The organism is Arthrobacter sp. efr-133-R2A-63 (genome assembly GCF_030209795.1).
Classification (GTDB): domain Bacteria; phylum Actinomycetota; class Actinomycetes; order Actinomycetales; family Micrococcaceae; genus Arthrobacter; species Arthrobacter bambusae_A.
Genome location: NZ_JARVRG010000012.1, coordinates 13,772 through 26,688, shown reverse-complemented (window position 1 = coordinate 26,688; position 12,917 = coordinate 13,772). Strand labels below are relative to the sequence as shown.

Below are 12,917 nucleotides of genomic sequence, written 5' to 3'. Positions count from 1 at the left end.
GACCGGCGCACGACGCTTTCCCAACTCCAACTGCAGCACACTACTAGGGTAGGTATATGAGACGCGCAAAAATCGTGGCAACGTTCGGACCGGCAATTTCCAGCTTTGACAACACCCTCGCGGTGCTGGAAGCCGGCGTCGACGTCGCCCGCATGAACATGAGCCACGGCGACTACTCGGTACACGACAACACGTACGAGAATGTCCGCAAGGCTTCCGCCCAGCTCCACAAGCCCGTTGCCATCATGGCCGACTTGCAGGGCCCGAAGATCCGCCTGGGTCGATTTGTCGACGGCCCCCACGAGCTCGCCGTCGGTGACACTTTCACCATCACCACCGAGGATGTCCCCGGTACCAGGGACATCTGCTCCACCACGCTCAAGAGCCTGACCGAAGACGTCAACGTCGGCGATGCATTGCTGATCGACGATGGCAAGGTCGCGCTGCGCGCCATCGAGGTTGACGACGTCAAGGTGGTCGCCACGGTGACCGTCGGCGGCTGGGTCTCCAACAACAAGGGCATCAACCTGCCAGGCGTTGCCGTCAACGTCCCCGCGCTGAGCGAAAAGGACGAGGACGATCTCCGTTGGGCCATGAAGCGCGGTGTCGACCTGGTCGCACTGTCCTTCGTCCGCGATGCCTCCGACATCAAACGCGTGCACGAAATCATGGATGAAGAGGGCCGCCGCGTGCCGGTGATCGCCAAGATCGAGAAGCCGCAGGCAGTGGACCAGCTCCACGAAATCATCGACGCCTTCGACGCCATCATGGTTGCCCGTGGCGACCTCGGCGTGGAACTCCCGCTCGAGGAAGTGCCGATCGTCCAGAAGCGCGCCATCGAACTTGCCCGCCGCTGGGCCAAGCCCGTCATCGTGGCCACCCAGGTCCTTGAATCGATGATCGACAACCCGCGACCGACCCGTGCCGAAGCTTCGGACTGCGCCAACGCAGTGCTCGACGGCGCCGACGCAGTCATGCTCTCCGGCGAGACCAGCGTGGGCAAGTACCCGATCGAGACGGTCAAGACCATGGCCCGCATCATCGAGTCCACTGAAGAGCACGGCCTCGAACGCGTTCCTCCGCTGGGTACCAAGCCCAAGACCCGGGGTGGCGCCATCACGCGTGCCGCCGTCGAAATCGCCGACCAGCTGGACGCAAAGTACATCTGTACTTTCACCCAGTCCGGCGACTCGGCCCGCCGCCTGTCCCGTCTGCGTCCCGTCAAGCCGGTGTTCGCTTTCACCCCCGTGGAGCACGTCTGGAACCAGTTGGCGCTGACGTGGGGCATCCAGCCCGTCCTCGTCCCCATGGTGGGCCACACCGACGCCATGACGGCCCAGGTGGACCGCAGCCTCCTCGAGATGAAGATCGTGGAGAACGGCGATCTCGTGGTCATTGCTGCCGGTTCCCCTCCCGGACAGGCCGGTTCCACGAACTCACTCAAGGTCCACAAGGTGGGAGACCTCGCGGACACGTCCCGCGTGGAAGAAGCCGCAGCCCGCAAGGAAAAGGTCGGACCGTGGCCGGAAAAGAAGAAGGCCAAGTCGAAGGCCTGATCTTTTCGGATTAGCTTTTCGGATCTAGCAGGGGAGGCTCCGCCGTGTGGCGGGGCCTCCTTTGTTTTGTTTTGTTTGGGCTGGGTGGTTCCCCGCCGCGGCGGGTGCTGTTCGTCGTCGGGGGCTGGCCGGAGACGACGAAGGGCACCGCTTCACGTGGAAGCGGCGCCCTTCGCGGGGGAGTGCTAGTTGACCTGGTTGATGATGGTCTCGGCGACCTCGCGCATGCTCAGGCGACGGTCCATGGAGGTCTTCTGGATCCAACGGAACGCTTCCGGCTCCGTGAGGCCCATCTTCGTGGTCAGGAGGCTCTTGGCGCGCTCCACAAGCTTGCGCGTGGCGAACTGCTCCTGAAGGTCGGACACCTCGTTTTCGAGCGCCTTGATCTCTTCGTGGCGGGAAAGGGCGATCTCGATGGCCGGGATCAGGTCTGCCGGGGTGAAGGGCTTGACGACGTAGGCCATGGCGCCGGCGTCGCGTGCGCGCTCCACGAGTTCCTTCTGGCTGAACGCTGTCAGGAGGACCACGGGGGCGATCCTCGCCTTGACGATCTTCTCCGCGGCGGAGATGCCGTCCATGACAGGCATCTTGACGTCCATGAGGACCAGGTCCGGCTTCAGTTCCTCGGCCAGCTGGACAGCCTTCTCACCGTTGTCGGCCTCGCCGACAACGTCGTAGCCTTCGCCCTTCAAGATCTCGATGATGTCCAGGCGGATGAGGGTCTCATCCTCTGCGACAACTACTCGGCGTGCCGGCTGGGATGCGGGCTTGGACTCCGTCTGTTCTGACACGGGATCTCCTTCAAGACGTACGGCGGGTTCTCAACCATCTTAGTTGCACCCGGTCCGTGCGTATGATTTATTGCTCGGCCGAGCCGGTTCTGGAAATTAGCGTATCTGCATGTAGAGTAGTTTCGCGCACTGCAACAGGGAGCGTTGAGTTCTGTGAAGAGCCCGACGTCGGTTAGTCTTGTTTCGGTGTTTCCGCGCCCGAGTGGCGGAATTGGCAGACGCGCCGCACTCAAAATGCGGTATCGAAAGGTGTGTGGGTTCGAGTCCCACCTCGGGCACAGCATTCCCCCTCGTCAGAGGGGGTTTTTGCTTTAACGTGTGTACAAAGCTTGTGGCGTCCCTCTGACGCTGGTTCGCGGGCCGTAGCCTGGCCGCCCCGGTGGCCTGTTCGGTTGTGTGGGTGGCGGGGCAGGGTCCTCGCGGGTGGGCCTTCCGCCTGGTGGAATCTAGGGTATGTGCCGTCCGATCTGGCTGTTTCGGTGGCCGAATGTTGGTCCTCACTCATTCATGGACGAGTGTCGGGGTGACGTCATGACGAAGCCGAATTCTCTTCGACGATCTTCCTCGAATGGCTGCTTCTGCGAGCCGGGCAGTGTCCCCTCATCCTGTTTGTCCGGCCAAAGGGAGTGTGTAGATTGTGAACACTTTTGTGCACGGGCAGCTTTTTGGGCCCTCATTTTGGTCCCTTTCCGTTCCCGCTTCATGCAGTTCTCTGTTGCAGGCGACGTGCCTTTGCGGCCGAGGCCATGGGTGTCGTAGGACGTTCCGGGTTCAGCGGGAATGTCTCAGAAGGTGTCTGTGGCCGGCGCACGATCCGTCGACAGAGTGCAGGTGCGTGGGACCCGGACTCTTCTTCCGGGGCCGGTCCGGGTTGGCTGGTCCGTACGACCTGGCCATCGGCTTAGTGCCGGTTCTGGGCGGACGACGGCGGGGCCTGCCGCCGTCGTCCGCTTGGGTTGGTCTTAGGCGTCGTCGTGTGCGAGGTTGCTGGAGAGTTCGCGGTGAGCGTCGGCTTGGTCCTGGAGGGCCTTGGCGCGCTGTTCGAAGGTTTCCACGGCGTCGGCGCCGGCGGCGAAGCGCAGAGGTGGCTGCTCCAGTTCGGCGAGTTGGATGAGGGCGTCGGCGAGTTTGGCGGGGTCTCCGCCCTGTAGGCCGTTCATGCCCTTCCACGCCGTTACCGTCTGTGCGGTGCGTTCGGCGTAGTCGGCAATGGTGGATTCGGCGTAACTTGTGGATTCCGGGGTGAGCAGTTCGGTGCGGAAGAACCCTGGTTCGACGAGCATGGTGCGGATCCCGAAGGGTGCGACTTCGGGTGCCAGGGATTCGGCCCAGCCCTCGAGGCCGAACTTGGACGCGGCGTATGCGGTCAGGAATTCCCCACCGGCGATGCCAGCGGTCGAGGAGATCGTGATGACCAGGCCCGAGTGCTGGGCGCGCAGGACCGGCAGGGCGGCGCGGGTGACGTTCATGGGCCCGAACATGGTGGTTTCGATCTGTGCCCGGAAGTCTTCCGGGGTGATTTCTTCGAAGAATCCGGCGTAGAAGTTGCCGGCGTTGTTGACGAGCACGTCGATCCGGCCGAAGCGGTCGACGGCGGCCTGCACGGCGGCTGTAGCGTCGGCGGGGTCGGTGACGTCGAGCTTGACGGCCAGAAGGTCCTTGTTCTCGCCGATGGCCTGGCCGACTTTTTCCGGGTTGCGGCCGGTCGCGACGACCGCGTGGCCGGCGGCCAGGGCCGCGTTCGCGATGTCGGTGCCCATGCCGCGGCCCGCTCCGGTGATGAACCAGACTTTTTTGTCGGTCATTTCTTCCTGCTGTGCCGTTCTGGTTTGTTCGGGGCTGGTTTTCTGTTCAGTCATGGTTCTGTCTTTCCCTGGATATGTGTTCCAGGCTGCGCGGGGGAGCGCATGCCGGGGGTGGTGGTTCCACCGGCGGGTCCGCCGGCGGTAGTTGTTTCGGGCGGCGATGCCGCCCAGCTGGCGAGGAACGCCAGGGCGTTTCCGGACGCGGAGCCGGGCTCCGCGGTAAAGGTGAACAGGGTCTGCCCCTCATCACCCGGAAGGTCCAGCGTCTCGAATTGCAAGGACAAGTCCCCGGCGACCGGATGATGGAAGCGCTTGGTCCCGGCGGTGTGGATCCGGACGTCATGCCCGGCCCACAGGCCCGCGAACAGCGCGCTGCGGGTGGTCAGTTCTCCGACCAGCTCGTTCAGCGCCCGGTCGGTGGGATTCCGCCCCGACTCCAGGCGCAACATCGCGACCGTGGTGGCCGCGACCGCGCGCCAGTCCGGGTAGAAGTCACCAGCGCCTGGATCCAGGAAAAGATAGCGCGCCTGGTTCGGCAGCCGGTCGTGCGTCCGTGGTCCCGACTGTCCGGCGGGGCTGAGTTGTGCAGCTGAGTTGAACTGCTCGGCTGAGCTGAACTGTGCTGCTGAGTTGAACATGGGCCCATACAGCGCGCGTCCCAGCAGGTTCGCTGCCAGCACGTCCGAACGGCCGTTCTGCACGAGGGCGACCACTCCGGTCATCCCGTCCAGCAGGCGCAGCACGCCGGGCCGGACCCGTTGCTGGGCTGGCCGGCGTGGAGTCCGGGGCGGCGGCGCGGCGGCCGTCCTTGCCAGGTCCATCAGGTGCGCCCGCTCGGCGTCGTCCAACTGAAGGGCCGATGACACGGCCTCGAGCACAGTGTCAGAGACGCCGCGGATACTGCCGCGTTCTAGCCGGGTGTAGTAATCCGTGCTCACCCCTGCGAGATGCGCCACTTCCTCGCGGCGCAGCCCCGGCACCCGGCGCAGGTTTCTGTATGTGGGGATGCCGGCCTGTTCCGGGGTGATCTTCGCCCGACGCGAGATCAGGAATTCACGGATTTCGTCTCTTCTGTCCACATCCACCACGCTACGCAGCCCCGGCGGCTGGTGGCAGTGTCCATCAGACACCCCCAAACTGGCCCGGATTTCCGGACTTAACACCTTGTCAGTGAGCCTTCGACCCCTTTGGTTCGCAGCGGCTCCGGGCGTCTGGAGATCCAGCGCGCTGCTCGGCGCTGGCGCCGGCTCAGGGACGGAGGGGGTTCAGTCAGTACCTCCCAGCTTCCTTGGGTGAGGTATTTACTGGTATCGGACTCCTAAGGAAAGGACATGACAATGACTACTTGGCTCATTACGGGATGCTCGACGGGTATTGGCCGCGCTCTGGCGGAGGCTGTTATCGCGGCTGGGCATAACGTTGTCGCGACGGCGCGTGACCGCGAAAAGGTCGCAGACCTCGCGGAGGGCAACGATCGGGTTCTGGCTGCGGCACTTGATGTCACGGACCAGGCGCAGGTGAGGTCCGCAGTCGCAGAGGCCGAGAAGACGTTCGGGGGCGTGGACGTCCTGATCAACAATGCCGGTTATGGCTATCGCGCCGCTGTCGAGGAGGGCGATGAGGCGGACATCCGTCTGCTGTTCGACACCCACTTCTTCGGATCGGTCGCGATGATCAAGGCGGTGCTGCCCGGCATGCGTGCCCGCCGCAGCGGGGCCATCGTGAATTTCTCCTCAATCGCGGCGACGTACACCCCGGTCGGTTCCGGCTATTACGCGGCCGTCAAGGCCGCCATCGAGGGTATGACGGGCTCGCTCCGGGGTGAGTTGGAGCCGCTGGGCATTTCCGCGACGGTCGTCGAACCGGGCGGCTTTGCCACTGACTTCGCGGGCAGGTCCCTCACCCAGTCGAGGACTGTCATCGCCGACTACGCCGCGACTGCCGGGACTCGGCGTATCGAGACCGTCGTGAACTCTCCCGCCAAGGGCGATCCGGCCAGGGCCGCGCAGGCGATTATCCGTGCTGTCGAGGCCGAGGACACCCCGGCTTTTCTCTTGCTGGGCAGCGACGCGTTCGAGGCATACCAGAAGATCGTGCAGGCCCGGCTCGACTCGACCTCCAAGTGGGAGGCATTCAGCCGCAGCACCGACTTCGACGCCTGAGAACCTTAGAAACGGGTTTAGCCTGGGACGGGCACTCCCGGTGCCCGTCGAACGCGCCCTTCCGTCCAGCACGAGCGGGAGCATCCACGCGGTAGGCGCACCTCGGCACCTCGGGGATTACCACCACTTGGCTCGCGACAGGCGGCGTTCGGTGCGGTAGGAGGGGTTCAAGTGATGGCCCGGAAGTCCGATGAGCAGTCGGTGTTGGTAGTGTTCCCAGTGATTCCGGGGCCCGGAACCCGGTTCGAGTCCCACCTCGGGCACAGTGTTTCCACAGTCAGAGGGCCTTTTGCCCTCTGACTGTGTGCAAAGCTTCTTTTTAGGTTTTTTCGCCGTTCAGGTCAGCACTTCACTTCACGTCGTCTGTCTCATATGGAACTCGACATAGCCCATCGTTGTTTGGCGTTTCTGGCGACAAGGTGGCCAAAGTCGTTGCCGGCCACGCCAATCCAGTCCTCGGAAGTCAAGTTCAACGACTTGCTTATCCTGGCCGGTACCCACGCAGACGGCAGAGCTAATAGAGAAAGTCGCCGAGCTATATCCAACCCAGCCGAGGAGCCTCGACCACGTGATCTGGCGACACGTTTCGTGTCAGGTCGAAAGATCCTCTGGACGGAAAAGTTGAGCTAACAGAACACCAGCTCTGTAGGGGCTACGCGCGAAGCGTGGGCGCAGGTTTCCGTTCCGGCACTGGTTCAGGCAGCGCAGGCGGCACCTGCCTCGGCGACCCCGCCCGTGGGGCCCGGTGGGGGAGCGACTGCACTGCTCAAGGACGGAGCGCTGTACTACTTCGGCAGTCCGCCGCGGAACGTGCTCGAATCACGGCGGCGTGGCCGTAGGGTACAAATAGCCGCCCCTGTCCGTGAGCACCTTGCGCCAGACACTGGCACAACCCACAGCCGGCGTCAGGCGCCGTCGCGCGTGGGAGCAGAACCCGGACGCTGGGACGCCCGCCGGCCTGGGGTTCAGAAGTGACGCAAAAGGGTGGACAGGATCCAGGGGGCCGCGATCACGACGGCGAGGAACCAGGTTATCCGACGCGTGCGTGCCTTGTTTACCGCCGTCCGGAGGGCGGAGAATTCCCGACGGATCAGGCCAGGATCCGTCATCGCCGGTGGATTCCGGTGCCATGTCTGCGGCTGGGAAGCCGCGGCGGTGAGCATCCCGACCTGTCCGGGGCCAAGGACCCGCGGTCGCTCGGCGAGCCAGGTGAGCAGACGGGTGGCGGTGACGACGGCGGCGCCCTCGGGGCTGGCTTTTATGGTCAGGCTTTTCGGTGCAAGGATGACCACCACACCGGTGACCGGAACCGGCCCGCCCATTTTCCGGCTGAGCAGGTTCGCCGCCCGGGACGCTTCGTGGGCGGCGTTGTAGAGGTGGCGTTGCTTCTTGCCGGCGACCATGAGGGTCCGTCCGGCAACCCAGACGGCCTGGCCCGTATGGTTCTTGGTATTGAGGGTGAACACCCCGGCCGGGCCGATCAGCACGTGGTCGATGTCGGAGGCTCCGGCACCGACAGGCACGGCATGCAGCACGGTCCATTCCGGTCCCAGACGTTCAAGGATACGTCCGACGTTGATCTCTCCCACAGCCCCCTGGTACCAGGACACGGAGTCCGACCCCAGCGGGCTGGCCCCGAAAACACGCCCCAGAAAGGTACGACCGGGAACACTTGCCTGCTCCTGCAGGAGTCTCTCGATGACGGCATGACCGGCGGTCCTGCCCTTGAGATCGGCACGGACTGGCCCGGACTCCCGTGGGACACCCTGCGAAGCCTGGCCACCTTCCAACGGACTTCCCCTTTTCCGTGCGCTGCAGGCCTCCCATTGTTAGGAAGGACGCTAGTCGAATCCTGCCAGAGATCCGTTTCGCCGGCCAGAGACGGAGAAAGGATCTGAACCTAGGACGACTTCTTCGATGACTCCGTTCTGCGCGGAAGCTCGGATGCGGAGGGCGGGACGTAACGAGGGCGAAAGTCATTGCTCGTGGGCGGCTCCGAATCGTCCCACCCGTAAAGAACACATCTGAGGGTCTTCGTCACTCGTCCGATTAGGACGGCCAGAGGGAAGGGGTAACGCAACAGAACGTGGATTTCCGCGTTCCCGTTTTCGTTGGAGAGTGCGCGGATGTATGCGGCTATTTCCGCTGCGATAGGGCCGGCTGCTGCTGGATCCAGAAGTTCACCTGTACGGCTGGCGAGGTGAATACAGAATGTTAGAGAGTCGGCGTTTTCCTCGATGTACCTATCGAAAGCCGCGTTGCTTCTCTGTGCTAGCAGATCGATATTTGGCGCTACTGCTGGTCGTCCGACCTTGCTTGGGGACAGGTTGGACTCCGCGGTGCCTACGCGGACTGGCTCTTAGAGCCGTTCGGGGCCGGGTCTCTGTTGACTGGTGGGCTTGGGGCCGGCGGTGCCACCGGTTCGGACGGGGCTGTGGCTGGCTTTGTGGATTGTTTCGGTGAAGTCCAGGAGGGTGGTGCTGAGGGCGGGGAGTTCGCCGGGGTGGAGGCCGTATTTGGTGAATTCGGTGGTTGGGAGTGTCCGGTGCCTGGCGATGGCGGCGGCGAATGTTGGCAGGTCCAGGGTCGGGTCGCGGCGTTGGCAGAGGGTGATCAGTTGTTGGTGGGTGAAGCGGTGGCTGGTGATGATGGAGTAGGCGTCGAGGTAGTCGCGGGCGTATCCGCGTGAGTAGACGGCGAGCAGTTTGGATGCGACGGAGTCTTTCAGGGAGAGGATGGGTCCGATGTCGATGATGGCGGGTGAGTTCTCCCACCAGTCCAGTCCGAGGTCGATGACGACGGCTTCTTCGTTGTGTCCTACGGTGACGCTGGCGAATTCCTCGTATTGTCGGGTGATCTGGACGGTGTATCCGGCGGCTTCGAGGGCGGTTGTTATTTTCTGTACTGATGCGGCGAAGGTTGCCGGGGTGTGGCGTCGGTGGAGGGCGAAGAGGTCGATGTCGTCCGAGAGGCGGTCGGTGATGCCGTGTTCGATGAGGGCCTGGCCGCCGGCGAGGATGAAGCCGTCGGCTGCCAGGACTTCGAGGGCGATTTTGGCTGCTAGGCGCTGAGAGTGGTCCATGACGGGTGTTCCTTCGCTTCGCGGATGGCGGGGAGCTGGGGGAAGTTGGTTTCCCAGAGCTGTCTGCAGCGTGCGGGCAGGATCATGGTCGGCCACAAGGCGGTCAGCCGTCCTGCGTTGACGATGCTGCAGATTTCCTCGATGGTCCCGGAATTCTGAAGGGTGAGTTGGTACAGCACCGAGCAGCTGCCGTCGTCGTCTACGTTGTAGGTTCTTTCCGGTCCCCAGTCCAGGTGCAGGGGGAGATCCGCGGTTCCGGTGGCTGGGCCGTGCAGGTCGTTGAAAGCGTGCGGGACCAGGTACACGAGGGAGTCGGCGATCGTGTGCCGGTGCTCGGCCGGGGCTGTAACGTACTCGTGGAGCCGGGTGCGGATGAGTTCAGACACCGAAGTGCCTTCCCGCACTGCTTTGCGGTGGGCTTCGTTCCACAGGTCATCGCTGATACGGATCGTGTGCCGTGGTGTCCCTGCCGACATGGCGCGCTCCTTTCAGAGGGCTTGACCTTTACCGCCCAGTCTACGCGGTGTCATGACACCACGAAAGTGGGCCCATGACAAGGCAAGAGACGGGTGATGGGGGTTGCGAGGAAGGCCCAAACGGTGGTGGCTCACCCTGCTGACGAGGCGTCGAATCGCGATCGCCACGGGAAGGTGCCGTAACTGCGAGGCTCTATCCCTCGAGTTGTGAATCATATTGTTGAACGGCCGATGAGGGAAGCTTACGGATTCGGATCTGCGGGTGTTGACAGTGTCAACACATTTGCCTTGGGACTGGCCGGTACTGCCTATGTTTTCTCGACTTCCCAGTGATTCCGGGGCCCGGAACCCGGTTCGAGTCCCACCTCGGGCACAGTGTTTCCGCAGGTCAGGGGGCTTAGGCCCTCTGACCTGTACACAAATCAGTTTTTCAGGCCGTTTTTGTTGGTGGCTGTGGCCGGGCGCCTCATTTCGGTGTGCTGGCGGTAGGTCTGTGTTCTTGCTTCTTCATGGTTTGAGGAGCTCAGGGCGACATGGCTTGCGAGGGCTCTGTGCCCATATGTCGGCGTGGCCGGTCTGATAGCCCAACGGGGAAGTAGCCGCTGCGTGTCTGTCCCGGCTGACTGAAAGTGACCCAATGCTACAGATCAACCATTAGGGCAATCTGTAGCGGTGTAGTCAACCTAACCGCAGGATTCCCCGAATCAACCGTTACCCAGACCTCCAAACGTCGGGTATCAGCCGTTGATCGTGAAGGATGCCCGGATCAGGTCGCGGTCACGTGAGCTGCTGCCGACGAGGAGTTCGAATGAGCCGGGTTCCACGATGCGGCGGCCGCCGGCGTCGACGAGCGTGCAGTCGGAGGCGGGGATTGCGATCCTGACGTCGACGGATTCACCGGGTGCGATCGTTGCCTGGGTGAAGGCTTTGAGTTCCTTCTCGGCCCAGGTGACGCTGGTGACGGTGTCGCTGATGTAGGCCTGGATGGTTTCGGTGGCCGGCCGGCTGCCGGTGTTGCTCAGGGTCACGGTCGCGTGGAGGGTTTCATGGGGGCGGATTCGTGGGTTGTCGAGGCGGAGGTTGGAGTAGCTCACGTTGGTGTAGCTGAGTCCTTCGCCGAATGCGAAGAGCGGTTCCTGGGTGAGGTCGGCGTATCGGGTGCCGTGTTGTCCCCGGATCTGGTTGTAGTAGACGGGGAGTTGTCCGGCGTGGCGGGCGAAGGTGATCGGGAGCCTGCCGGTGGGTTCGATGAGGCCGAGGATGAGTTCGGCGATTGCCTGGCCGCCTTGCATTCCGGGGTTGAACGCTTCGATGATGGCCGCAGCGTTGAGCACGGAGTCGGGCAGGACGGAGGGTTTGGACTGGATGAGGACCACGATCACGGGTGTCCCGGTTTCGATGAGTCTTTCGATGAGTGCGGTCTGGGCGCCTTGGAGTTCCAAGGTGGCGGTGGAGCGTCTTTCGCCGGTGAGCGCGATGGTGTCTCCGACGAAGGCGATGGCCCAGTCGGCGGCGCGCGCTGCGCTCACGGCGTCCTGGATCATTGCTTCATCGATCGCTGCCGGCCGGAACTGTCTGGGTCGCGGCTGACCGTCGGGGAGGGTGTCGCCTTCCGGGTCCGGTGCCAGGGACCCGATGTCGGCGCCGCGGGCGTGGGTGATGGTCCAGATGGCCGGGGCGAAGCGGCGGACTCCGTCGAGCACCGTCGTGACGAGATGGCGGGGGTGGCCGTCGGGCATCCAGCCGACCTGTCCGGAGTTCCCGGCCCAGTCGCCGAGTTGGGCGTGGGGATCGTCGGCGTTGGGTCCCACGACGGCGATCGTGCGGGGGCGTTCCGTGGCTGCGCGGCCGTCAGGCCCGGCGGTGAGTCCGCCGTCGAGCGGGAGGGTGCCGTCGTTGCGGAGGAGCACGAGGGAGCGGCGGGCCATTTCGGTGTTGAGTCTGGTGTGTTCGGGGCATCCGACGACGGCGGCCTGCCGGGCGGGGTCGGGGGAGCGGGGGTCTTCGAAGAGGCCGAGTTCGAATTTCAGTGTGAGGATGCGGCGCACGGCGTTGTCGATGAGGGTTTCGCTCAGCCGGCCGTCGGCGACGGCTTCCTGGGCGGCGGTGAAGAACTGGGGTGTGCTCATGACCAGGTCGTTGCCGGCGTCGACCGCGACGGTGGCGGCTTCGGCATCGGTGGCGAAGACTTTTTGTTCCCAGACCATGCGGCCGACGTTGTCCCAGTCCGTGACGAGCGTTCCGGTGAAGCCCCATTCTTCCTTGAGGACGTCGTTGAGCAGCCAGCGGTTGGCGGTGACGGGGACGCCGTCGATGGCCTGGTAGCCGAGCATGAACGTCCGGCAGCCCGCCTGGACGGCTTTCTCGAACGGTGGCAGGAACCAGGACCGTAGTTTCCGCTGGCTCAGATCGGCCTCGCTGGCGTCCCTGCCGCCCTGGGTTTCGGAGTAGCCCGCAAAATGCTTGGCGGTTGCAAGCACGGCGGTGGGGTCGGTCAGCCCGTCGCCCTGATAGCCGCGGATCATCGCGGTCCCGAGTTCGCCGATGAGGTGCGGGTCTTCTCCGAAGGTTTCGTTGACGCGGCCCCAGCGCAGGTCCCGGCTGATGCACAGCACAGGGGAGAAGGTCCAGTGCAGCCCGGTGGCAGCGATTTCGACGGCGGCGGCCCTGGCCCCGCGTTCGACGAGGTCCGGATCCCAGGTACAGGCCATGCCCAGCTGGGACGGGAAGATGGTGGCGCCGGGCCAGAAGGAATGACCGTGGATGCAGTCATCGGCCATCAGGAGCGGGATTTGCAGGCGGGTCCTGGCGACCAGGGCCCGGGTATCGATCATCGCCTGTGGGGAGGCGTGCAGCAGGGATCCCGCCAGCTTGTCGAGGACGAGTTCTTCGACGTCGCCGCGGGCGTCAAGCTGGAGCATCTGTCCGACTTTCTCAGCGAGCGTCATCCGGGCCAGAAGGTCCTCGACTCTTTCGGGAACGGAAAGGGCCGGGTCCTTGTATGGTGTCGCGGCGTCGAGCGGAATGGTTGGTGAGTTCACGGGC

The 12,917-nt window shown here is 64.0% G+C and carries 10 protein-coding genes and 1 tRNA gene; 3 read left to right on the top strand and 8 right to left on the bottom strand.

Features of this window, described 5'->3' with window-relative positions:
- The first annotated feature begins 56 nt into the window (after positions 1-56).
- A complete protein-coding gene (pyk, locus tag QRN45_RS06055; protein ID WP_078105448.1) occupies positions 57-1,556 on the top strand; it encodes a pyruvate kinase in 1,500 nt (499 codons plus the stop codon).
- Between the two features lie 185 nt (positions 1,557-1,741).
- Here the strand turns inward: pyk and QRN45_RS06050 are convergent, their stop codons facing one another.
- Positions 1,742-2,347, bottom strand: coding sequence for an ANTAR domain-containing response regulator (locus tag QRN45_RS06050; protein WP_028266834.1), 606 nt, complete (start codon positions 2,345-2,347; stop codon positions 1,742-1,744).
- 196 nt (positions 2,348-2,543) lie between these two features.
- Here QRN45_RS06050 and QRN45_RS06045 point away from each other — a divergent pair.
- Positions 2,544-2,625 (top strand) — tRNA-Leu (locus QRN45_RS06045).
- 684 nt (positions 2,626-3,309) lie between these two features.
- Here QRN45_RS06045 and QRN45_RS06040 read toward each other — a convergent pair.
- Both QRN45_RS06040 and QRN45_RS06035 read right to left on the bottom strand, forming a co-directional pair.
- The gene (locus QRN45_RS06040) at positions 3,310-4,206 is read right to left on the bottom strand and encodes an SDR family oxidoreductase (RefSeq protein ID WP_284762687.1); all 897 of its coding nucleotides are present in this window, start codon (positions 4,204-4,206) and stop codon (positions 3,310-3,312) included.
- Positions 4,203-5,231 (bottom strand): helix-turn-helix transcriptional regulator, encoded by a 1,029-nt coding sequence (locus QRN45_RS06035; RefSeq protein ID WP_284762686.1) that lies wholly within the window; start codon positions 5,229-5,231, stop codon positions 4,203-4,205. Before QRN45_RS06035 ends, QRN45_RS06040 begins: the two co-directional genes overlap by 4 nt.
- 252 nt (positions 5,232-5,483) lie before the next feature.
- Between QRN45_RS06035 and QRN45_RS06030 the strand changes: the two genes are divergently transcribed.
- On the top strand, positions 5,484-6,314 hold the full coding sequence (locus tag QRN45_RS06030) for an oxidoreductase (RefSeq protein ID WP_502870698.1): 831 nt from the start codon (positions 5,484-5,486) through the stop codon (positions 6,312-6,314).
- A 965-nt stretch (positions 6,315-7,279) separates the two neighbouring features.
- On the opposite strand, the gene QRN45_RS06025 is transcribed toward QRN45_RS06030, so the two are convergent.
- The 5 genes from QRN45_RS06025 to QRN45_RS06010 form a co-directional block, all read right to left on the bottom strand.
- On the bottom strand, positions 7,280-8,104 hold the full coding sequence (locus tag QRN45_RS06025; protein ID WP_284762685.1) for a nuclease-related domain-containing protein: 825 nt from the start codon (positions 8,102-8,104) through the stop codon (positions 7,280-7,282).
- 110 nt (positions 8,105-8,214) lie between these two features.
- Positions 8,215-8,592: a hypothetical protein gene (locus QRN45_RS20890; RefSeq protein WP_502870700.1), complete on the bottom strand. Its 378-nt coding sequence runs from the start codon at positions 8,590-8,592 to the stop codon at positions 8,215-8,217.
- A gap of 81 nt (positions 8,593-8,673) precedes the next feature.
- Positions 8,674-9,396, bottom strand: coding sequence for a nucleotidyl transferase AbiEii/AbiGii toxin family protein (locus tag QRN45_RS06020; protein ID WP_284762684.1), 723 nt, complete (start codon positions 9,394-9,396; stop codon positions 8,674-8,676).
- Positions 9,375-9,872 (bottom strand): hypothetical protein, encoded by a 498-nt coding sequence (locus tag QRN45_RS06015; RefSeq protein ID WP_284762683.1) that lies wholly within the window; start codon positions 9,870-9,872, stop codon positions 9,375-9,377. Before QRN45_RS06015 ends, QRN45_RS06020 begins: the two co-directional genes overlap by 22 nt.
- A 737-nt stretch (positions 9,873-10,609) precedes the next feature.
- A complete protein-coding gene (locus QRN45_RS06010) occupies positions 10,610-12,913 on the bottom strand; it encodes an exo-beta-d-1,3/1,6-glucosidase (protein WP_284762682.1) in 2,304 nt (767 codons plus the stop codon).
- Positions 12,914-12,917: the final 4 nt, after the last annotated feature.